Origin of the sequence: Rahnella inusitata (assembly GCF_018288855.1) — a bacterium.
Taxonomy (GTDB): domain Bacteria; phylum Pseudomonadota; class Gammaproteobacteria; order Enterobacterales; family Enterobacteriaceae; genus Rahnella; species Rahnella inusitata.
This window is the reverse complement of record NZ_CP065024.1, coordinates 4,225,884-4,246,711: the sequence shown is the minus strand read 5'-3', so window position 1 is coordinate 4,246,711 and position 20,828 is coordinate 4,225,884. Positions and strand designations below refer to the sequence as shown.

General features: G+C 55.4%; 18 protein-coding genes. 13 read left to right on the top strand and 5 right to left on the bottom strand.

Features of this window, described 5'->3' with window-relative positions; all coding sequences use genetic code 11:
• The first annotated feature begins 47 nt into the window (after positions 1 to 47).
• Genes fhuC through fhuB form a run of 3 tightly spaced genes read left to right on the top strand, consistent with a single transcriptional unit; the run spans position 48 to position 3,749 of the window.
• Complete coding sequence (gene fhuC, locus I2123_RS19915; protein WP_213051350.1) at positions 48 to 860, top strand: Fe3+-hydroxamate ABC transporter ATP-binding protein FhuC; 813 nt, start codon at positions 48 to 50, stop codon at positions 858 to 860.
• Position 861: 1 nt separating this feature from the next.
• Positions 862 to 1,764 carry a Fe(3+)-hydroxamate ABC transporter substrate-binding protein FhuD gene (fhuD, locus tag I2123_RS19910; protein WP_213051349.1) on the top strand — a complete coding sequence of 301 codons (903 nt, stop codon included), beginning with the start codon at positions 862 to 864 and terminating at the stop codon, positions 1,762 to 1,764.
• Positions 1,761 to 3,749: a Fe(3+)-hydroxamate ABC transporter permease FhuB gene (fhuB, locus tag I2123_RS19905; protein ID WP_213051348.1), complete on the top strand. Its 1,989-nt coding sequence runs from the start codon at positions 1,761 to 1,763 to the stop codon at positions 3,747 to 3,749. Before fhuD ends, fhuB begins: the two co-directional genes overlap by 4 nt.
• 72 nt (positions 3,750 to 3,821) lie before the next feature.
• On the opposite strand, the gene hemL is transcribed toward fhuB, so the two are convergent.
• On the bottom strand, positions 3,822 to 5,102 hold the full coding sequence (hemL, locus tag I2123_RS19900; RefSeq protein ID WP_213051347.1) for a glutamate-1-semialdehyde 2,1-aminomutase: 1,281 nt from the start codon (positions 5,100 to 5,102) through the stop codon (positions 3,822 to 3,824).
• 207 nt (positions 5,103 to 5,309) lie between these two features.
• Between hemL and clcA the strand changes: the two genes are divergently transcribed.
• Positions 5,310 to 6,752 carry a H(+)/Cl(-) exchange transporter ClcA gene (gene clcA, locus I2123_RS19895; RefSeq protein WP_244207759.1) on the top strand — a complete coding sequence of 481 codons (1,443 nt, stop codon included), beginning with the start codon at positions 5,310 to 5,312 and terminating at the stop codon, positions 6,750 to 6,752.
• A gap of 103 nt (positions 6,753 to 6,855) precedes the next feature.
• Positions 6,856 to 7,200: an iron-sulfur cluster insertion protein ErpA gene (gene erpA / locus I2123_RS19890; RefSeq protein WP_056774928.1), complete on the top strand. Its 345-nt coding sequence runs from the start codon at positions 6,856 to 6,858 to the stop codon at positions 7,198 to 7,200.
• Positions 7,201 to 7,310: 110 nt separating this feature from the next.
• Here erpA and I2123_RS19885 read toward each other — a convergent pair whose 3' ends face one another.
• From I2123_RS19885 to mtnN, 3 genes are all read right to left on the bottom strand, one after another.
• Entirely contained in the window at positions 7,311 to 7,556 is a 246-nt protein-coding gene (locus tag I2123_RS19885) for a hypothetical protein (protein ID WP_112164099.1), read from the bottom strand.
• Positions 7,557 to 7,885: 329 nt separating this feature from the next.
• Complete coding sequence (gene btuF / locus I2123_RS19880) at positions 7,886 to 8,698, bottom strand: vitamin B12 ABC transporter substrate-binding protein BtuF (protein ID WP_213051346.1); 813 nt, start codon at positions 8,696 to 8,698, stop codon at positions 7,886 to 7,888.
• Positions 8,698 to 9,402 carry a 5'-methylthioadenosine/S-adenosylhomocysteine nucleosidase gene (mtnN, locus tag I2123_RS19875; protein ID WP_213051345.1) on the bottom strand — a complete coding sequence of 235 codons (705 nt, stop codon included), beginning with the start codon at positions 9,400 to 9,402 and terminating at the stop codon, positions 8,698 to 8,700. Before mtnN ends, btuF begins: the two co-directional genes overlap by 1 nt.
• 182 nt (positions 9,403 to 9,584) lie before the next feature.
• Here mtnN and dgt point away from each other — a divergent pair, with 182 nt between their 5' ends.
• The 6 genes from dgt (at position 9,585) to gudD (ending at position 18,518) form a co-directional block, all read left to right on the top strand.
• On the top strand, positions 9,585 to 11,099 hold the full coding sequence (gene dgt / locus I2123_RS19870; RefSeq protein ID WP_112164102.1) for a dGTPase: 1,515 nt from the start codon (positions 9,585 to 9,587) through the stop codon (positions 11,097 to 11,099).
• A 206-nt stretch (positions 11,100 to 11,305) separates the two neighbouring features.
• A complete protein-coding gene (gene degP, locus I2123_RS19865) occupies positions 11,306 to 12,748 on the top strand; it encodes a serine endoprotease DegP (RefSeq protein ID WP_112164103.1) in 1,443 nt (480 codons plus the stop codon).
• Between the two features lie 214 nt (positions 12,749 to 12,962).
• Positions 12,963 to 14,123, top strand: coding sequence for a CdaR family transcriptional regulator (locus I2123_RS19860; protein WP_056774812.1), 1,161 nt, complete (start codon positions 12,963 to 12,965; stop codon positions 14,121 to 14,123).
• Positions 14,124 to 14,432: 309 nt separating this feature from the next.
• Positions 14,433 to 15,776 (top strand): MFS transporter, encoded by a 1,344-nt coding sequence (locus tag I2123_RS19855; RefSeq protein WP_112164104.1) that lies wholly within the window; start codon positions 14,433 to 14,435, stop codon positions 15,774 to 15,776.
• A gap of 19 nt (positions 15,777 to 15,795) precedes the next feature.
• Positions 15,796 to 17,154, top strand: coding sequence for an enolase C-terminal domain-like protein (locus tag I2123_RS19850; RefSeq protein ID WP_213051344.1), 1,359 nt, complete (start codon positions 15,796 to 15,798; stop codon positions 17,152 to 17,154).
• 26 nt (positions 17,155 to 17,180) lie between these two features.
• A complete protein-coding gene (gene gudD / locus I2123_RS19845; RefSeq protein WP_213051343.1) occupies positions 17,181 to 18,518 on the top strand; it encodes a glucarate dehydratase in 1,338 nt (445 codons plus the stop codon).
• A gap of 82 nt (positions 18,519 to 18,600) precedes the next feature.
• Here gudD and I2123_RS19840 read toward each other — a convergent pair whose 3' ends face one another.
• A complete protein-coding gene (locus I2123_RS19840; protein WP_112164107.1) occupies positions 18,601 to 19,419 on the bottom strand; it encodes a shikimate 5-dehydrogenase in 819 nt (272 codons plus the stop codon).
• Between the two features lie 133 nt (positions 19,420 to 19,552).
• Here I2123_RS19840 and alkB point away from each other — a divergent pair, with 133 nt between their 5' ends.
• Positions 19,553 to 20,206, top strand: a complete 654-nt coding sequence (gene alkB / locus I2123_RS19835; RefSeq protein ID WP_112164108.1) for a DNA oxidative demethylase AlkB — start codon at positions 19,553 to 19,555, stop codon at positions 20,204 to 20,206.
• A 101-nt stretch (positions 20,207 to 20,307) separates the two neighbouring features.
• Positions 20,308 to 20,787 (top strand): cold shock domain-containing protein, encoded by a 480-nt coding sequence (locus I2123_RS19830; RefSeq protein ID WP_112164109.1) that lies wholly within the window; start codon positions 20,308 to 20,310, stop codon positions 20,785 to 20,787.
• Positions 20,788 to 20,828 lie beyond the last annotated feature (41 nt).

Below are 20,828 nucleotides of genomic sequence, written 5' to 3'. Positions count from 1 at the left end.
TCCTATTCAACTCATCGTCAAATCCGGATGTAAACGAAGAAAATCTTATGGCTGATAACAACGTACACCCGTCCACATCGCTGCCAGAAAGCGTATTCCGCCTGCAAGACGTCAGTTTTTCAGTGCCCGGACGCACGCTGCTGGCGCCGCTGTCGCTGACGTTCCCGCAGGGAAAAGTCTGTGGCCTGATTGGTCACAACGGCTCCGGTAAGTCGACGTTGTTAAAAATGCTCGGACGGCATCAGTCCGCCACGGCTGGCACGATTTTCCTCAACGACACTCCGCTTTCGCAGTGGGACAGCAAAGCCTTTGCGCGTCAGGTGGCGTATCTGCCCCAGCAGCTTCCGGCGGCAGAAGGCATGACGGTGCAGGAACTGGTGGCGATTGGCCGCTATCCGTGGCACGGCGCGCTCGGTCGTTTTAAGCATCAGGATAAAGAAAAAGTCGAAGAAGCTATCACGCTGGTTGGTCTGAAACCCTTTGCCCATCGTCTGGTGGACAGTCTCTCAGGCGGCGAGCGTCAGCGCGCGTGGCTGGCGATGATGGTGGCGCAGGACAGCCGCTGCCTGCTGCTTGATGAGCCGACGTCTGCGCTGGATATCGCGCATCAGAAAGACGTGCTGGCGCTGATCCAGCGCCTGAGCCGCGAGAAAGGCTTAACGGTGATCGCCGTCCTGCATGACCTGAACATGGCGGCGCGTTATTGCGACCAGCTGATGGCGTTACGTGGCGGCGAAATGATAGCCCAGGGCGCACCGGAAGAGATGATGCGCGGCGACGTTCTCGAACAAATTTATGGTATTCCGATGGGCATCCTTCCGCATCCGGCGGGCGGTGCTCCGGTGAGCTTCGTATACTGATATGTCTGATTTTCCTCCTTTTTCAGGGCTCACGCGTCGCCGTCTGTTACAAGCGATGGCGTTATCCCCGCTGCTGGCTTCCATGCCGACATTCGCCGGATCCAGACCGGATCTCAGCCGTATTATTGCCCTCGAATGGCTGCCCGCCGAGCTGCTGATTGCGCTGGGCGTGATGCCGATGGCCATCGCCGACATTCCCAATTACGAACTCTGGGTGGAAGAGCCAAAACTCGGCCCGTCGGTGATTGACGTCGGTCAGCGCACCGAACCGAATATGGAACTTATTCAGCAGCTTAAACCTTCATTGCTGCTGGTGACGCAGGGCTATGGCCCGAAAACGGCACAGCTGGAATCGATTGCACCGGTCATTGACGTGAAAGCCAACGACGGCAGCGCGAAGCCGTTGCAACTGGCGATCAAATCCTTGCACAAACTGGCGGATTATCTTGGTTTGCAGGGGAGCGCTGAACAGCATTTGCAGCTTTATCACCAGCAACTGGCAAAAACCCGCGAGCTGATGAAACCCGTCGCGCAACAACCCGTTCTGTTGATCACCTTTATCGACACCCGGCATGTGCTGGTATTCGGCGAGGGCAGCCTGTTTCAGGAAGTCATGGGTGACGTCGGGCTGACCAATGCCTGGCAGGGTGAAGGCAGTTTCTGGGGCAGTGTGTCGGTCGGAATAGAACGCCTGGCGAGCATCAAAAATGCCCGTGTGCTGTGCTTCGATCACGGCAGCGCTGACATCATGGATGCCGTGGCGCCCACCCCGTTATGGAAATCTATGCCGTTCGTTCGCAACAATCAGTTCACCGTGGTGCCTGCGGTCTGGTTCTACGGCGCGACCTACAGCGCGATGCATTTCTGCCGCATTCTTAACAGCACTCTGGGGAAACCGGTATGAACCGCCGCGCACTCAGCGTTTCGCTGATTTTATTGATTCTGATGACGCTGGTGGCCGGGGCGCTTAGCGTTTATAACCTGCATCAGCAACTGCCTTACTCCCTGTGGCACCACGCGCTTTGGCAGCCCAATATCGATGATGTTCAACAGATGCTGTTCCACTACAGCTCGCTGCCACGTATCGCCGTGGCGCTGCTGGCGGGTGCCGGCCTCGGGCTGGTGGGCTTACTTTTTCAGCAGGTCTTACGCAATCCGCTGGCGGAACCGGCGACGCTCGGCGTGTCAGCCGGGGCGCAGCTCGGCCTGACTATCGCCACGTTGTGGGCGCTGCCGGGGGGACTGGTCACCCAGCAGTTTGCGGCCATGCTGGGTGCGGTGGTGATCGGTGTTTTAGTTTTCGGTATCGCCTGGGGTAAACGACTTTCACCGGTGACGCTGATCCTCGCGGGTCTGGTGCTCGGCCTGTACTGCGGCGCGGTCAACGGCCTGCTCGGGCTGTTCAACTATCAGCGCCTGCAAAGTTTATACATGTGGAGCAGCGGGGCGCTAAATCAGCAGGACTGGAATATCGCCTCGTTCCTGCTGCCGCGCGTGATTATCGTCTGGCTGCTGGCGTTCCTGTTGCAACGTCCGATGACCTTGCTGGGGTTGGACGACGGTGTGGCGAAAAATCTCGGTCTGGGATTATCGGCTGCGCGCCTTGCGGTGCTGGCGCTGGCCATTCTGATGAGTGCCCAGCTGGTTAACGCCGTTGGCATGATTGGCTTTATCGGCCTGTTCGCCCCGTTACTGGCGAAAATGCTCGGCGCACGCCGCCTGTTTGCGCGGCTGGTGATGGCACCGCTTATCGGCGCATTGTTGCTGTGGTTCACCGATCAGGTGATGCAATTCCTGACCAGATACTGGATGGAAATCCCGACCGGTGCCGCTACCGCGCTGGTGGGTGCGCCGCTTCTGCTGTGGCTGCTGCCGCGTCTGCGTAACAGCATGACGCCGCCGCCGATGGATCAGGGTGACAAGGTGCCGGATGAGCGTCAGCACCTGGTGCGTTGGGTGTCACTGGCATTACTGGTGCTGCTGGTGGGGCTGGCCGTCGCGCTGATGGCCGGTCGCAACGCCACCGGCTGGAACTGGTCGACGGGTGCCGACTTGCAGGCGCTGCTGCCGTGGCGAATGCCGCGCGTGATGGCGGCGCTGGCGGCGGGCATTATGCTGGCGTCATCGGGCGTGCTGATCCAGAAACTGACCGGCAACGCCATGGCGAGCCCGGAAGTGCTGGGTATCAGCTCCGGCGCGGCGTTTGGCGTGGTGCTGATGATGTTTATCGTGCCGGGCGATGCCTTTGTCTGGCTGTTGCCCGCGGGCAGTGCCGGTGCGGCTGTCACCTTGCTGGTGATCATGGTGGCCTCCGGAATACGCAGCTTCTCCGCCGAACGGATGTTGCTGACCGGTATCGCGCTGAGTACCGCATTCAGCACCTTGCTGACGCTTCTGCTGGCCAGTGGCGATCCGCGCATGGGCGGCCTGCTGACCTGGATTTCGGGTTCTACCTATTCCGTCACCGCTGATGCTGCATGGCGCACGCTGGGGCTGGCGGCAATTCTGATGCTGCTGGTGCCGTTCCTGCGCCGCTGGATCAACATCCTGCCGCTTGGCAGCGTGACCGCAAAATCCGTCGGCATGGCGCTGACGCCAAGCCGTATGGCGATTTTGATGCTGGCCGCGATCATGACCGCCGCCGCGACGCTGACGGTCGGACCGCTGAGCTTTATTGGCCTGATGGCACCGCACATGGCGCGAATGATGGGCTTTCGCCGCGCGATGCCGCAGTGGATGGTCGCCAGTATTCTCGGCGGACTGCTGATGGTGTTTGCCGACTGGTGTGGCCGAATGTTCCTGTTCCCGAATCAGATCCCCGCCGGTCTGCTCGCCACCTTCATCGGCGCGCCGTACTTTATCTATCTGCTGAGAAAGCAGGCGAAATAAGGCCGGAATTGATGCAATAAAAAAGGGGCCAGATGGCCCCTTTTTGCTGTCTGCTGATTACCGAATGCCGGTTTACAGCTTCGCGAAACAACGCCGCGCGGCGTCGATGGTGCGCTGGATATCTTCTTTGCTGTGCGCCAGAGACATAAATCCGGCTTCGAACGCGGAAGGAGCCAGATAGACGCCTTCTTCCAGCATCAGGTGGAAGAACTTTCTGAAGCGCTCAACGTTGCACTTCATCACGTCCTGATAGCAGGTCACGGTGTCTGAATCGGTGAAGAACAGGCCAAACATGCCGCCGACGTGGTTAACGACGAACGGGATATTCTCCGCTTTCGCCGCGTGCAGCAAACCTTCTGCCAGCTGGGTGGTACGGTCGGTCAGGGTCTGATGGACGCCCGGTTGAGCGACCTGGGTCAGGCAGGCGATACCGGCGGCCATGGCAATCGGGTTACCGGAAAGCGTGCCCGCCTGATAGACCGGACCGGTCGGTGCCAGCGCATCCATGACTTCACGACGGCCACCGAATGCACCTACCGGCATACCGCCGCCGATGATTTTGCCAAGACAAGTCAGATCCGGCACGACGTCGTAATACTCCTGAGCACCGCCCAGCGCGACGCGGAAACCGGTCATCACTTCGTCGATGATCAGCAGCGCGCCGAACTCGTCACAAATCGCGCGCAGACCCGGCAGGAATTCCGGCAGAGGCGGTACGCAGTTCATGTTGCCGGCCACCGGCTCAACGATAATACAGGCGATATCGTCAGGGAACTGTTCGAACGCGGCGCGAACGGAATCCAGATCGTTATAGGTGCAGGTCAGGGTATGTTTGGCGAAATCCGCCGGGACACCCGGAGAGTTGGGCTGGCCGAGGGTCAGCGCGCCGGAACCGGCTTTCACCAGAAGGCAGTCTGCGTGGCCGTGATAACAGCCTTCGAACTTGACGATTTTATCGCGATGGGTAAAGCCGCGCGCCAGACGGATGGCGCTCATCGTGGCTTCGGTGCCGGAGTTCACCATGCGCACCATGTCCATGCTTGGCACCAGTCCGGTGACCAGTTCGGCCATTTTCACTTCCATTTCGGTCGGCGCGCCAAAGCTTAAACCGCGCTGCGCCGCTTCGATCACCGCGTTGCGGATTTCCGCATTATTGTGGCCGAGCACCATCGGGCCCCAGGAACCGACGTAGTCGATATAGGCTTTGCCATCGGCATCAAACAAAAAGGCACCGTCAGCACGCTCGATGAATAACGGGACGCCGCCGACGCCGGAGAAGGCACGTACCGGCGAATTCACCCCGCCCGGGATTAGCGCTTGCGCCTGCGTGAACAGACTTTCTGACTTACTCATTATTCGGCTCCTGGTTTTTTGATGCTTTAAGACATAAGGGATAACAATGCGCCCATTCTAGTGAACTGAGCGACGTTATCAAATCGTAAACCGTGCGGCATTTTGTCCTGAGTCCTGTCGGGACTCGATTTTGTGTGATTAAATTCATTCATCTTCCATTACATTTTCTGTATTTTTCCATCGCCGATGAATGAATCAACTCCCCAAATGCCTGAGGCGGCACTCGCCCAGGGCCCGCGTAAACGCAGTGAAGTGCTGCGCATGTTCCTGCGTCGTGACAAAACGCCGGTCGCTATTTTGATTGTCGCCGCCGTGGTGGGAACCGTCGCCGGTTTACTCGGTGTCGCGTTCGAAAAAGCGGTGAACTGGGTGATGGCCGTGAGACTTTCCGGGCTGGGAATTTTCAGCGATTACTGGATTTTACTGTGGCCGCTGACCTTTGTTTTTTCGGCCATGCTGGCGATGTGCGGTTATTACCTCGTGCGGCGTTTCGCGCCGGAGGCGGGCGGCTCGGGCATTCCGGAAATCGAGGGTGCCCTGGAAGAGTTGCGGCCGGTGCGCTGGTGGCGGGTGATCCCGGTGAAATTCTTTGGCGGCATGGGCACGCTCGGCGCTGGCATGGTGCTGGGCAGGGAAGGGCCTACGGTGCAGATGGGCGCCAACGTCGGCAAAATGATGGTGGATATCTTCCGGCTACGCAGCGCCGAAGCGCGCCACTCTCTGCTGGCAACCGGCGCGGCGGCGGGGCTTTCAGCCGCTTTCAACGCGCCACTGGCCGGTATCCTGTTTATCCTCGAAGAGATGCGGCTGCAATTTCGCTACAGCCTGATTTCGATAAAAGCGGTGTTTATCGGCGTGATTATGTCGAGCATCGTTTTCCGTATTTTCAATGGCGACGTGGCGGTCATTGAAGTCGGCAAACTGGCCAATGCCCCACTTAACACGCTGTGGTTGTATCTGGTGTTAGGGATGGTGTTTGGCGTGGTCGGCGTCTGTTTCAACGCGCTTATCTTCCGCACGCAGGATATGTTCGCCCGGCTGCACGGCGGCAATATGCGTAAGATTTTGATTATCGGTGGCGTGCTGGGTGGGTTTTGCGGTTTACTCGGGCTGGTTCAGCCGGAAGCGGCGGGCGGCGGCTTTGCACTGATCCCACTGGCAGCAGCGGGAAAATACAGTCTGTTGATGCTGCTGTTCATCTTTATTGTGCGCGTTGCGACCACGCTGCTGTGCTTTGCCTCCGGCGCGCCGGGCGGAATTTTCGCACCGATGTTAGCGCTTGGTACCTTGCTGGGCACGGCCTTCGGCACTGCCGCACTGTCGTGGTTCCCGCAATACGGCATTGAACCGGCGACCTTCGCGATTGCCGGAATGGGCGCGTTATTTGCCGCCAGCGTCCGCGCTCCGCTGACCGGGATCGTGCTGGTGCTGGAGATGACTGACAACTATCAGCTCATTTTGCCGATGATCGTCACCTGCCTGGGTGCGACCCTGCTGGCGCAGTTTTTAGGCGGTAAGCCCTTGTATTCAGCGATCCTGACCCGCACGTTACAGAAGCAGGAACGTGAGAATGCTGAAAAAACGCAGGCAGAAACTGCCGACGAGAGCACCAATAAGCAGGACAGCGCCGTGAAAAATGCCCATACTTGAAGCATTAACTCAGGTATAAGATAATGAGTTCATTATTCAGACAGTCAATCTGGCGGCCTGAACAGATGCGGATTGGGAGTGAGAAATTATGAGTGAAGCGTTGATGAATGAAACAACCGCGTTGCCGTTACAGTTTACTGAGGCCGCGGCGCGTAAGGTGCAGAACCTGATTTCTGATGAAGAAAATCCGAACCTGAAACTGCGTGTTTATATCACCGGTGGCGGTTGCAGCGGGTTCCAGTACGGTTTTACCTTCGATGATAAAATCAATGACGGTGACATGACCATCGAGAAAGCCGGAGTGGCGTTGGTGGTTGACCCGATGAGCCTGCAATATCTGGTCGGTGGCTCCGTTGATTACACCGAAGGTCTGGAAGGTTCACGTTTTATCGTGACCAATCCGAATGCCAAAACAACCTGTGGTTGCGGTTCGTCCTTCAGTATTTGAGTGTTCTGAACGTATAAAACAAAAAGCCCGTTTGCTGATGCAGACGGGCTTTTTTAATGGGATTTTTCAGTTGATAAGGGCTTAGCGGTAAGTAAGTACTTACCCATTGATCACCATTCAACGGTGACCAGTTTTGAGCCAACGCTGATGCCGGGCACGGAAGTCAGCAGTTTTTCGCTGATGTGCGGCAGGCTCATTGTGCGACTGGCGCAGGTCACTGACGTCCCGGTGTGCGCGGCGTTCACCTGACACGTCGGTAAAATAGTCAGGCTGATGTTGATATCACCACTGGTCATGCCCGCATCCGCAACCAACGGGCTCAGGGTGAGCAACACGCTGAGTAATAAAGCTTTCATTTAAATTTTCCTGCTGGTGTAGATCAATGTAAATAGAGCAATAAGTCAGCGTGGCTGAAAAGGGTTATCGGTCTAATTTTGGCGGTCTTTAATTCGTTATGAATTTTTAGCCGCGCTTTTGTCGTATCAGATGCCGGTTGTTTTATTATTTCTTTGGTTAAACAAAGAGATAATTTTAAAGCGGTGACAATCAAAGTACGAAGAATTTTACGCCGGACATGTTAACAGATGCCAGCGTCGATTCATTGATTTTGATTAATAAATCACCAATTCAGAAAAGTGCTACAGGGCGGCAGGAAAGGTCCTGCACCAAAAATATGAGTGAGTATTTACCTCTGAGGTAAGTCAGCGAGCTGCGGACACAGCTGTTGGGCGGCCAGCAAAATACGCGGTCCCGCACGGCTAAACCAGTCAGACTCGAGCGTAATAACCGGCACGCTGAGCAGCGAACGCCAGTAATCCTCAATCACCTGTTTCTGCGATTTTCCGCCTGCAATAACGATAATCTGCGGATGACGGCTTAAAACCTGCTCCCGGCTGACCTGAGGCCACGGAACACGGCTGTCGGCGAAAATATTTTTTGCACCACACAGTTCCAGCACTTCACTTTGCATTGTCGCCGCAGAGGCGGTAAACAGCGGCTGTGTACCGAACTGAATAAAGGCAGGAACCGGATTATCGCGGTGATATTTCAGCTTCAGCGCCTGCCATTGCTGGCGGAAATCTGCCGCTGCGCGCTTTGCGATGGCGGGATCAGGGCTGTACTCAGAAAGCGTTTCCAGCGCCTGTGCGATTTGCCCGGCATTTTTTGGGTCGAGATACACCACATGGATGCCAAGCGACGTCAGCTGATCGAGCGGACGCTGCGGATTGCCGCCGCGCCAGGCGAGCACCAGATCGGGTTTCAGCGTCACGATACGTTCGGTGTTAATTCCCTGCCAGTTCGCTACCTGCTCGATTTTGGCCGCCTGCGGAGGATAATCAGAGTAAGCACTCACTCCGACGAGTTTATCCCCCAGCCCGGCGGCAAACGCCAGTTCTGTCAGATTGGGTGCCAGACTGATCACCCGCTGCGCGGGTGCTGCTGTTGCCACCCAGGGCAGCAACAGCACGCTCAGCATGAGACAAAACCGGCGCACCATCACTCTTCTGAATCAGCCAGCGCTTTGAGCATCGCATCCACCATCAGGGTGGATTGCTGTGCTGCAACAGCCAAGAACTCTTCGAAGCTCAGGTGGGATTCGCCGTCGGCCACGTCTGAAATCGCGCGAACAACGACAAACGGCGTTCCGAACAGGTGGCAAACATGGCCAATAGCCGCCGCTTCCATTTCGACTGCCGCGACGTTCGGGAAAGTGGCACGGATGCGTGCCAGTGGCGCTGCACCGTTGATGAAAGCGTCGCCGCTGCATACCAGACCGCGTACCGCGTTGAGATCTAACTGACGGATACAGGTTTCAGCCAGCTCGATGAGCATCGGATCAGCGGTAAACGCCGCCGGACAACCCGCCATCTGGCCTGGCTCATAACCGAACGCGGTGACGTCGGCGTCGTGATAACGCACTTCATCAGAAACCACGATATCGCCGACTTTCAGCGTTTTCGCCAGCCCTCCGGCTGAGCCGGTGTTGATCACTACGTCAGGCTGGCAGTGTTCCAGCAACAGCGTGGTGCCCATCGCCGCCGAGACTTTACCGATGCCGGATTTCAGCAATGCCACGTCAACGCCGTGCAGCTGGCCGGTGTAGATTTCGCAGCCCGCGCGTTCAATGGTCTGACGGTTGATGATTTTGTCGCGCAGCAGAGTCACTTCCTGCTCCATAGCGCCGATGATGCCTACTTTCATATGAATACTCGCAGATGTGGGTGAAATTGGCCGCAGCAGAGGCGGAATTGACGCTTTAATATCGGCATTAATACCGAAAACAATGCGCGATAGTCTATCATGGCTAAAGGTAAGAGATAATGCGTTTGGGATGCAGAGTTCGCCTCTGCCGGGCGTGTGAGTGGCTGAAAAGGTGGGAATTCATGTCCGGGATCGATTTTAAAACGAAATTCAATTTTCAGCGTCCTTTCAGTTCGCCCATTGAGGCGCGTGATGAGTACGATGTGGTGCGGCAGTTTGAAAGCGATCGTGGCCGTATCATCAACTCCGCCGCCATCCGCCGCCTGCAACAAAAAACGCAAGTTTTTCCGCTGGAAAAAAACGCCGCCGTCCGCAGCCGCCTGACGCACTCAATGGAAGTGCAGCAGGTAGGCCGTCACATCGCCAAAGAGGTGCTGCATCGCCTGCGCCGTCAGGGCAAGCTCGACACCTACGGCCTGACCGATGTCACCGATCCCTTTGAAAGCGTGGTGGAAATGGCCTGCCTGATGCATGACATCGGCAACCCTCCCTTCGGGCATTTTGGTGAGTCGGCGATCAACAACTGGTTTGGAAAACGCATGGATACCGCCAGCTGCGGTCGGGAATATCAGGTGACGGATGCCTGTACCATCGCCTGTTTGCGGCTGGAGAAAAGCGCCGAACCGCTCAACGAGTTGCGCAGTAAAATCCGCTACGATCTGTCAAATTTTGAAGGCAATGCGCAGGCGATCCGTCTGGTGTTTACGCTGCTTAAACTCAATCTGACCTACAGCCAGACCGCTTGTATTCTGAAATACACGCGTCCGGCGTATTCCACCGAAAAATTGCCTTCGCATGATTACCTGATGAAAAAGCCCGGTTTTTATCTGGCCGAGGAGCCGTTTATTCGGCGCTTGCGCAGTGAACTCGGGCTGGGCCAGTTCAACCGTTTTCCACTCACCTACATTATGGAAGCGGCAGACGACATTTCTTACTGCATCGCCGATTTAGAAGATGCGGTCGAGAAAAACATTTTCAGCGTCGGGCAACTGTACAGCTATCTCTGGCGCGAATGGGGCGAGATCGAAAAGGGCGATTTCTTTGATAAAGTCGTTCGCACCGCGTATGAAAAGATGGATAAAGCCAAAACCTTCCGCAATCCGGTGGATTATTTCTTTATGGAATTACGGGTGCAAACGGTCAAGCAACTGGTACCGCACGCGGCGCGCAGATTCATTGATAATGTGCAGGAAATTTATGACGGCACCTTTAATCATGCTCTGCTGGAAGATGACAGTCAGGCTAATCGCCTGCTGGAAATTTATAAACGCGTGGCGTTCAAACAGGTTTTCAATCATCCGGAAGTCGAAGAGCTGGAATTACAGGGTTATCGCGTAATCAGCGGTTTACTGGATATTTACAGCCCGCTGCTGGATATGTCTTTGAAAGATTTTACCCAACTTGATCAGGAAGATACGCACCGCGCCTATCCGATTGAAACCCGGCTTTTACATAAGATTTCGGCGAAACATCGTTTAGCCTATACCAATGCGGTCGTGGGTCTGGAAGGGATACCTGAGAAAGCTTTTGCGGTGCAGGAGTTTTATTATCGGGCGAGAATGTTGCAAGATTATATCAGTGGTATGACTGATTTATATGCTTATGACGAATATCGACGCTTAATGGCGGCTGAATAGTTATCGTTTTCAGAACAAATGTAGACGTCTTTTATTTTCTTTACGAATCTGTCCGAAAAAGCGGCTTTTGTAAATATCGACAATATTTTTTTACTATTAACCGATCGACCCTGATGAACTTCACGCTATTAATTATATCTCAGTATCACAACTACCAAGCAATGCGACTATTTTGGTTGCCACAATAATTTTAAGAGATCCTGAAAATGAAAAAATCGAGTTTATTCCTGAGCGCCTTAGCGCTAAGTATCGGTATGGCAATGGCCCCGGTTTCTTCTGCACTGGCTGCTGAAACAGCCTCTTCAAGTACGACACAGCTTCCAAGTCTGGCGCCAATGCTGGAAAAAGTCATGCCATCCGTGGTGAGCGTGAACGTTGAAGGCAGCGCCCCGGCTAAAACGCCGCGTATGGGCCAGCAGTTCCAGCAGTTCTTTGGTCAGAATTCGCCGCTGTGCCAGGACGGTTCACCGTTCCAGGGCTCGCCGGTTTGTCAGGGGGGCGGTCAGGATGGCCAGCCGCAAGCTCCTGAGCAGAAAGAAGATTTCCGTGCGCTGGGTTCCGGCGTCATCATTGATGCTGCGAAAGGCTATGTGGTCACTAACAACCACGTGGTGGATAACGCCACCAAAATCAGCGTACAGCTGAACGATGGCCGTAAATTTGACGCCAAAGTGATCGGCAAAGATCCGCGTTCTGATATCGCGGTTATTCAGTTGCAGGACGCGAAAAACCTGACGGCGATTAAGATGGCCGATTCCGGTCAGCTGCGCGTCGGTGATTACACGGTAGCTATCGGTAACCCGTATGGTCTGGGTGAAACTGTGACCTCCGGTATCGTGTCTGCGCTGGGTCGTTCCGGCCTGAATATCGAGAACTACGAGAACTTCATCCAGACGGATGCGGCGATCAACCGTGGTAACTCAGGCGGTGCGCTGGTGAACCTTAACGGTGAACTGATCGGCCTGAACACTGCGATTCTGGCACCGGACGGCGGCAACATCGGTATCGGTTTTGCGATCCCAAGCAACATGGTGCAGAACCTGTCCAAACAGATGATCGAATATGGTCAGGTGAAACGTGGCGAACTCGGCATCATGGGTACCGAGCTGAACTCTGAGCTGGCGAAAGCCATGAAAGTTGACGCACAGCGCGGCGCATTCATCAGCCAGGTCATGCCGAAATCTGCCGCAGAGAAAGCGGGCATCAAGGCCGGTGACGTGATACTCAGCATGAACGGTAAACCGATCACCAGCTTTGCGTCGTTCCGTGCGGACATCGGCACTATGCCAATCGGCACTAAAGTGACCCTCGGCCTGCTGCGCGACGGCAAACCGGTGAACGTGGACGTGACTATTGAGCAGAGTACTCAGACCGCGAAAGTCGATTCTGGCAATATTTACACCGGTATCGAAGGCGCTGAACTGAGCAACAATGCCGCTGCCGATAAGAAAGGCGTGAAAGTCGATGAAGTGAAACCGGGTTCTACCGCAGCACGTATCGGCCTGAAAAAAGGCGACGTGATCCTCGGCGTGAACCAGCAGAAAGTCGCCAACCTGGGCGAACTGCGTAAAATCCTCGACACCAAACCATCGGTGCTGGCGCTGGATATTCTGCGTGGTGACAGTTCAATCTACCTGTTAGCGCAATAATTCTGACAGCACTTCCACAAGGCACGCTCCGGCGTGCCTTTCTTTTGCCTGCTATTTACGCATCCTCCTGAACGTTTCTGTGCATTTGCTTAAAACTGTGACTTTACCCGCAACTTCAACGGGTTCTCCTGCTCTTTGGGCATTTGCATAATGTCTGGCTGACGGCGACTGAGTATGCTGGTCTGAATAAGAAAAACAGCAAGGCAGGGAACCCATGTCGGCGTACCATCTCGATGCAAAGCTGGCGCAGCAAATTGTTGCCCGCACCATGCAAATTATTGATAGTAATGTGAATGTCATGGATGGCCGTGGGAAAATCATTGGCAGCGGCGACGACCAGCGCCTTGGCGAATTGCATGAAGGCGCGCTGCTGGCGATTTCACAAGAGCGTATCGTTGATATTGATGAAGGCGTCGCACGGCATTTGCACGGGGTGCGTCCGGGCATCAACTTGCCGCTGCGCATTGACGGCCAGATCGTCGGCGTCATCGGCCTGACCGGTAATCCATTACAGCTGCGCCAGTACGGTGAACTGGTATGCATGACTGCTGAAATGATGCTTGAACAAGCGCGGCTGCTGCACATGCTGGCGCAGGACAGCCGTCTGCGTGAAGAGCTGGTGCTTAATCTTATCCGTGTGGACGAGCTCTCTCCGGCACTGAAGGAGTGGGCGCAGCGGCTGGGCATTGATCTGAACCGCCCGCGCGTGGCGGCGGTGGTGGAGGTGGACAGCGGCCAGCTCGGCGTGGATTCCGCCATGGCCGAGCTGCAACAGTTGCAAACGCTGCTCACTACGCCTGAGCGCGATAACCTCATCGCCATTGTTTCCCTGACCGAAATGGTGGTGCTGAAACCGGCGCTTAACAGCTACGATCGCTGGGATCCCGACGGCCACCGTCAGCGCATCGATCACCTGCTTTCGCGCATGACCGAAACTGGCCGTCTGCGCGTGCGTATTTCCCTCGGCAACTTCTTCACCGGCCCCGGCAGCATCGCCCGTTCTTACCGCACGGCGCGTACCACCATGACCGTCGGCAAACAGCGAATGCCCGAACAGCGCTGCTATTTCTATCAGGATCTGATCCTGCCCGTGCTGCTCGACAGTCTGCGCGGCGGCTGGCAGGCCGACGAACTGGTGCGGCCGCTGGCGCGTTTAAAAGCCACCGACAGCAACGGATTATTGCGCCGCACCTTAGCCTCCTGGTTCCATAATAACGTCCAGCCGACGGCCACCTCGAAAGCGTTATATATTCACCGAAATACGCTGGAATATCGTCTGAACAGAATTTCCGAATTAACCGGATTAGATCTGGGTAATTTCGACGATCGCCTGCTGCTGTATGTGGCCCTGCAATTAGATAATGATCAGATCTGATTATTATTTCCGTCCTGAAAATAAGCCTGCCGGTGATATTTTCAGGCGGCAGGTTATTTCGCTTATTTATACGCGTGACGTACATCACAGCTGTTTCATTTTTCGTGAACTGACTCGCATGACGCTGGGCATTCGCCTTAAGATAAATGCGAAGCCGTGCTGATGCTTGGTGCTTTGCCTAATGAGTTGCTCAAGTGTTGTTCTTATACTGGCTTCATTCCCTCCTCTCTGAACCCTACAGTTCTGTTGCGCGGACGGAATGACTTGCACCTTTAGGTGCAGGCATTGTCATTAATTCCGGAGAACACCATGGAAACTCTCGTTTCATCAGCCAGTGCCGTGAAAAAAAGAACGAATGCACGCTACTGGATAGTGGTGATGTTATTTATCGTCACCTCCTTTAATTACGGCGACCGTGCGACATTATCGATTGCCGGTTCGGCAATGGCGAAAGACATCGGCCTGGATTCCGTCGGGATGGGCTATATTTTCTCGGCATTCTCGTGGGCCTATGTAATAGGACAAATACCCGGTGGCTGGTTGCTGGATAAATTCGGGTCTAAAAAAGTTTATTTCTACAGTATTTTCATCTGGTCTTTATTTACCTTGCTGCAAGGCTTTGTCGATGTGTTCAGCGGCTTTGGCATTGTGGTCTCGCTGTTCGCGTTACGCTTTCTGGTCGGGCTGGCTGAAGCACCGTCTTTTCCGGGCAACAGCCGAATCGTCGCTGCGTGGTTTCCGGCGCAGGAACGCGGCACCGCCGTGTCGATTTTTAACTCCGCGCAGTACTTCGCCACGGTAATTTTCGCACCGATCATGGGCTGGCTGACGCACGAAGTGGGCTGGTCACACGTCTTCTTCTTCATGGGCGGTTTGGGGATCATCCTGAGTTTCATCTGGCTGAAAGTGATCCACGATCCCAAAGATCATCCCGGCGTGAATCAGGCAGAGCTGGATTATATGGAAGCGGGGGGTGCGCTGATCAATATGGATCAGAAGACCACCCAAAAAGCGGCCGTCAAAGGTGAAAAACTCTTCCAGATTAAACAATTAATGAAATCCCGCATGATGATTGGCATCTATATTGGCCAGTACTGCATCAATGCGTTGACGTACTTTTTCATCACCTGGTTTCCGGTTTATCTGGTGCAAGCGCGCGGCATGTCGATCCTCAAAGCGGGGATGGTGGCGTCGGTGCCAGCGATCTGCGGGTTCCTCGGCGGCGTGCTGGGCGGGATCATTTCTGACTGGCTGATGCGCAGAACCAATAACCTCACATTTTCACGCAAAGCACCGATCGTCATCGGGATGTTGCTGTCGATGTCGATGATTGCCTGTAACTACGTCGATACCGAGTGGATGGTGGTTGGCATCATGGCCTTCGCCTTCTTTGGTAAAGGCCTCGGCGCGCTGGGCTGGGCGGTGATGGCAGATACCGCGCCAAAAGAAATCAGCGGGCTGAGCGGCGGTCTTTTCAACATGTTTGGCAATGTCTCCGGCATCGTCACGCCGATCGCCATCGGCTACATCATCGGCACCACCGGTTCCTTTAACGGCGCGCTGATTTACGTCGGGATCCACGCGCTGCTGGCGGTAGTCAGCTATGTGTTTATCGTCGGCAAAATCGAACGCATCCAGTTACGTCCGTTCTGAAATACAGAAAAGGAGAAACATGATGAATACGCAATCTTCCCCGATCATCACTGATATGCAGGTCATTCCTGTGGCAGGGCACGACAGTATGCTGATGAACATCGGCGGCGCGCATGGGGCGTATTTCACCCGCAATATTGTGATTTTGACCGACAGCGCGGGTAATACTGGCGTAGGTGAAGCGCCGGGGGGGGAAGTGATTTACACCACGCTTGTGGACGCCATTTCTCAGGTTAAAGGCCAGGAAGTCGCGCGGATGAACCGGCTGGTGCATCAGATCCACACCGGTAATCAGTCGTCGGATTTTGATTCATTCGGCAAAGGCGCGTGGACATTTGAGCTGCGCGTCAACGCCGTCGCCGCGCTGGAAGCCGCACTGCTCGATCTGATGGGAAAATTCCTTGGCGTGCCGGTTTGCGAACTGCTCGGGCCGGGCAAACAGCGCGAAGAAGTGACGGTGCTGGGATATCTGTTCTACGTCGGCAACCGGCAGAAAACCGATCTTCCCTATTTATCGGGTGAAGAAGCGGCGGGTGAACCGGGCAGGCATGCGTGGTATCACCTGCGTCACCAGGAGGCGATGGACAGCGACGCCGTGGTGCAACTGGCAGAAGCGGCACAGGATCGCTACGGTTTTAAAGATTTCAAACTTAAAGGCGGCGTACTGCCCGGCGAACAGGAGATCGAGACAGTCAAAGCGCTGGCAAAACGTTTCCCGGATGCGCGCATCACAGTTGACCCCAACGGTGCGTGGTTGCTGGATGAAGCGGTTGGCCTGTGCAAAAACATGCAGGGGATCCTCAGCTATGCAGAAGATCCGTGTGGTGCAGAGCAGGGATTCTCAGGCCGTGAAGTGATGGCGGAATTTCGCCGTGCTACCGGTCTGCCGGTGGCAACGAACATGATTGCGACCAACTGGCGCGAGATGCAGCACGCAGTGATGTTGCAGTCGGTGGATATTCCGCTGGCGGATCCGCATTTCTGGACGATGCAGGGCGCGGTGCGCGTTGCCCAGCTGTGCGACGACTGGGGTCTGACGTGGGGCTGTCATTCCAATAACCATTTTGATATCTCACTGGCGATGTTTACTCACGTGGGCGCCGCTGCACCGGGCAAACCGACCGCCATCGACACGCACTGGATCTGGCAGGAAGGTCATCAGCGCCTGACCAAAGAGCCGCTGCAAATCGTCAACGGCAAGATCAAAGTCCCTGAAAAACCGGGGCTTGGTGTGGAGATCGATATGGATCAGATCCATCGCGCCCACGAACTGCACAAGAAGCTGCCGACCGGTGCGCGTAACGACGCCGCCGCCATGCAGTACCTGATCCCCGGCTGGCGCTTTGATCGCAAGCGTCCGGCGATGGGCCGAAACTAACGGATTTTGCTCATTAAGGAGCTTCTATGACCTCTTACTCTGCACCAAAAATTGTTTCCATGCAGGTGATCCCGGTAGCCGGACACGACAGCATGTTGCTTAACCTCAGCGGCGCACATGCCCCGTTTTTCACCCGTAATATTCTGATCCTCAAGGACAGCAGCGGCAACACCGGTGTCGGCGAAGTGCCCGGCGGCGAGAAAATCCGTCAGACGCTGGAGGATTCTTCGCTGCTGGTTGTCGGCAAAACGCTCGGTGAATACAAAAACGTCATGACCGCCGTGCGTGAGAAATTCGCCGATCGCGATGCGTCAGGCCGCGGGCTGCAAACCTTTGATCTGCGCACCACTATTCACGTCGTCACCGCGATTGAAGCGGCGATGCTCGATCTGCTCGGCAAACATCTCGGCGTCACGGTGGCGTCATTGCTTGGCGACGGTCAGCAACGCGATGAAGTTGAGATGCTCGGCTACCTGTTCTATATCGGTGACCGCAACAAAACGTCGCTCGGCTATCAAAGCCAGCCGGACGACGCCTGCGACTGGTATCGCCTGCGCCATGAAGAAGCGCTGACTCCGGCATCGGTGGTGCGTCTGGCAGAGGCTGCGTATGAAAAATACGGCTTTAACGATTTCAAACTTAAAGGCGGCGTACTGGCGGGCAGCGAAGAAGCGGAAGCCGTCACCGCGCTGGCACAGCGATTCCCGCAGGCGCGGATCACGCTTGATCCGAACGGTGCCTGGTCGCTGGCTGAAGCGATCGCACTTGGCAAACAGCTGCGCGGCGTGCTGGCGTATGCGGAAGATCCGTGCGGCGCAGAGCAGGGCTTCTCCGGGCGTGAAGTGATGGCAGAATTTCGTCGTGCCACCGGCCTGCCGACCGCGACCAATATGATTGCTACCGACTGGCGGCAGATGGGGCATACCATCCAGCTAAAATCTGTAGATATCCCGCTGGCGGATCCCCATTTCTGGACCATGCAGGGCTCGGTGCGCGTGGCGCAGATGTGCCATGAATGGGGTCTGACGTGGGGCTCGCATTCCAACAATCATTTTGATATTTCGCTGGCGATGTTCACTCATGTTGCCGCCGCTGCGCCGGGCAAAATAACTGCTATCGACACCCACTGGATCTGGCAGGAGGGCAATCAGCGTCTCACCAGGGAACCGTTGCAGATCAAAGGCGGCAAAGTGCGCGTGCCGGAGCAACCGGGTCTGGGCGTTGAGCTGGATATGGATCAGGTGATGAAAGCCCACGAACTCTACAAAGGCATGGGCCTCGGCGCACGCGATGACGCGCAAGGCATGCAGTTCCTGGTTCCTGACTGGACGTTTGATCCGAAGCGGCCTTGTCTGGTGCGGTGATGCACAGTGGCGGATAGAAATAAAAAAAGCCTCCTGATTTTGGAGGCTTTTTACTGTCAGATGTTGATGTTCAGAGGCTGGATCAGCTCCGGGCGTGTTTAGCCGCTTCCTCTACCAGTTCATCCGAAGGCCGTTTGCCGGTGTACAACACAAACTGTTCCACAGCCTGTAATGCAGCCACTTCTGCGCCGGTGATGACTTTCTTGCCGTGTTCGCGACCATAGCGGATAAGAGGCGTTTCGACCGGCAGGGCGACGACGTCAAAGACAATGCTGGCGCGATCAATTACATCTGCATCAAACGCCAGCGAATCAACTTCCGGGCCACCGGCCATGCCGATTGGCGTGACGTTGACGAGCATATCCACCGCCAAATCGCCGACTTCAGCTTTCCATTCGTAACCGTATTCCTCGGCCAGTGCGCGGCCGTTGGCTTCGTTGCGGGCGATGATATAACCGGTTTTGAAACCGGCGTCACGGATGGCAGCCACCACCGCTTTACCCATGCCGCCGCTGCCGCGCAGGGCGAAGACCGCATCACGCGGGACTTTATGGCTGTCGAGAAGTTTGGCGACGGCGATGTAGTCAGTGTTGTAGGCGCGCAGGAAACCGTCGTCGTTGACGATAGTATTCACCGACGCAATGGCCGTGGCGGACGGATCCAGTTCATCGAGAAACGGAATGCAGGCTTCTTTAAACGGCATGGACACCGCGCAGCCGCGGATCCCCAGCGCACGCACGCCTTTGACTGCGGATTCGATATCCTGGGTACTGAATGCTTTGTAGACGAAGTTCAGGTCTAACGCCTGATACAGGTAGTTATGAAAACGGGTACCGAAATTTCCGGGACGACCGGAAAGGGACATACATAACTGCGTGTCTTTGTTGATTTCCCGACTCATGATGTTCTCCTAATAGGGTATTTTTGATCTCTTTGAACCTTAGCTGAAACGTTACAACCCTACAATAATCTGGATTCTGAGTCTGTCTCAAACCTGCTGTTATAATTAATGGAGTAACGCTCTGGAGGCTGACATGAATTTAGATCTTTTTGATCATCCCGATTTTCATTCCAACTGGCGTGAGGATCTTTGCCCTGGTGCAGTGGTTTTGCGCGGTGCGGCGCTGGAAGATGACGTAAAGCTGCTGGCGGAAATTGACCGGATCGCCGGGCTGGTGCCGTTTCAGTATCGCGCGACGCCGGGCGGTTATGCGATGTCGGTGGCGATGACCAACTGCGGGGATTTTGGCTGGGTGACCGACAAAGCCGGTTACCGCTATCAGGCAACGTCACCGGAAAATCAGCAACAGTGGCCGCCGATGCCCGCGCTGTTTCGCGCCATTGCGGTGAAGGCGGCAAAAGAGGCGGGTTTCCCTGATTTTGATCCCGATGCGTGTCTCATCAACCGGTATCAGCCGGGGGCGAAAATGAGCCTGCATCAGGACAAAGATGAGCATGATTTTGGGCAGCCGATCGTCTCAGTCTCGCTCGGATTACCGGCGGTATTTCAGTTCGGCGGCATGGAGCGCAGCGACAAAACCCAGCGGGTTCAGCTTACGCACGGCGATATCGTGGTGTGGGGCGGGCCATCGCGGCTGCGCTATCACGGCGTTTTACCGCTGAAAGCGGGAGAGCATCCCCTGACCGGGTCCTACCGGTTTAATCTGACCTTCAGAAAGGCGCATTAACGCAGGGAAAAGGCAGTAAATCGCAGGACTTTGTCGTCATTCTGCATTACACTGCCGCCCTGCAAAATAGACATCTTGAACGAATAATTAGGCGGTAAGCGATGAACGGCGTAATCACAACCTGGTTTGAAGATAAAGGTTTCGGTTTTATCAAAGATGAAAACGGCGATAACCGTTATTTCCACGTGATTAAAGTCGCAAACCCGGATCTGATTAAGAAAGACGCGGTAGTTACCTTTGAGCCGACCACCAACAACAAAGGCCTGTCTGCCTTTGCGGTGAAAGTCGAGCCAGAGAGCAAATACATCTTTATTGCCGGTGAGCGCATTAAAATCACCAGCATCAAATCCTTCCTCGCGTTCAGCGAAGAAGTGCCGGCGGATTCTCAGATAGACAAAGAGAATGCCGTGCTCTCCGTGGGCTTGCTGATGAACCGCATCCGCCCGCAGGAAGAAGAGAAAAAGGCGGCCACGCGCACGCTGAAAAAACTGGCGATCACCACCTTCCAGAACACCACTCACGTGTTCTCTGAAGATGAAATTGACGTCGATGCCACCATGAAAATCCTCAAAGGCCTGTAAGCCTTTCAGCCGGTGCGTTCCCCGCGCACCGGTTCTGTTTT

What these genes read in the sequence shown, in the direction of transcription:
- erpA (WP_056774928.1), top strand. Translation starts at nt 6,856, where the DNA reads ATGAATGAAACAACCGCGTTGCCGTTACAGTTTACTGAGGCCGCGGCG.
- I2123_RS19855 (WP_112164104.1), top strand. Translation starts at nt 14,433, where the DNA reads ATGGAAACTCTCGTTTCATCAGCCAGTGCCGTGAAAAAAAGAACGAAT.
- I2123_RS19850 (WP_213051344.1), top strand. Translation starts at nt 15,796, where the DNA reads ATGATGAATACGCAATCTTCCCCGATCATCACTGATATGCAGGTCATT.
- fhuC (WP_213051350.1), top strand. Translation starts at nt 48, where the DNA reads ATGGCTGATAACAACGTACACCCGTCCACATCGCTGCCAGAAAGCGTA.
- I2123_RS19840 (WP_112164107.1), bottom strand. Translation starts at nt 19,419, where the DNA reads ATGAGTCGGGAAATCAACAAAGACACGCAGTTATGTATGTCCCTTTCC.
- I2123_RS19885 (WP_112164099.1), bottom strand. Translation starts at nt 7,556, where the DNA reads ATGAAAGCTTTATTACTCAGCGTGTTGCTCACCCTGAGCCCGTTGGTT.
- dgt (WP_112164102.1), top strand. Translation starts at nt 9,585, where the DNA reads ATGTCCGGGATCGATTTTAAAACGAAATTCAATTTTCAGCGTCCTTTC.
- I2123_RS19860 (WP_056774812.1), top strand. Translation starts at nt 12,963, where the DNA reads ATGTCGGCGTACCATCTCGATGCAAAGCTGGCGCAGCAAATTGTTGCC.
- I2123_RS19830 (WP_112164109.1), top strand. Translation starts at nt 20,308, where the DNA reads ATGAACGGCGTAATCACAACCTGGTTTGAAGATAAAGGTTTCGGTTTT.
- gudD (WP_213051343.1), top strand. Translation starts at nt 17,181, where the DNA reads ATGACCTCTTACTCTGCACCAAAAATTGTTTCCATGCAGGTGATCCCG.
- clcA (WP_244207759.1), top strand. Translation starts at nt 5,310, where the DNA reads ATGCCTGAGGCGGCACTCGCCCAGGGCCCGCGTAAACGCAGTGAAGTG.
- fhuB (WP_213051348.1), top strand. Translation starts at nt 1,761, where the DNA reads ATGAACCGCCGCGCACTCAGCGTTTCGCTGATTTTATTGATTCTGATG.
- degP (WP_112164103.1), top strand. Translation starts at nt 11,306, where the DNA reads ATGAAAAAATCGAGTTTATTCCTGAGCGCCTTAGCGCTAAGTATCGGT.
- hemL (WP_213051347.1), bottom strand. Translation starts at nt 5,102, where the DNA reads ATGAGTAAGTCAGAAAGTCTGTTCACGCAGGCGCAAGCGCTAATCCCG.
- alkB (WP_112164108.1), top strand. Translation starts at nt 19,553, where the DNA reads ATGAATTTAGATCTTTTTGATCATCCCGATTTTCATTCCAACTGGCGT.
- btuF (WP_213051346.1), bottom strand. Translation starts at nt 8,698, where the DNA reads ATGGTGCGCCGGTTTTGTCTCATGCTGAGCGTGCTGTTGCTGCCCTGG.
- fhuD (WP_213051349.1), top strand. Translation starts at nt 862, where the DNA reads ATGTCTGATTTTCCTCCTTTTTCAGGGCTCACGCGTCGCCGTCTGTTA.
- mtnN (WP_213051345.1), bottom strand. Translation starts at nt 9,402, where the DNA reads ATGAAAGTAGGCATCATCGGCGCTATGGAGCAGGAAGTGACTCTGCTG.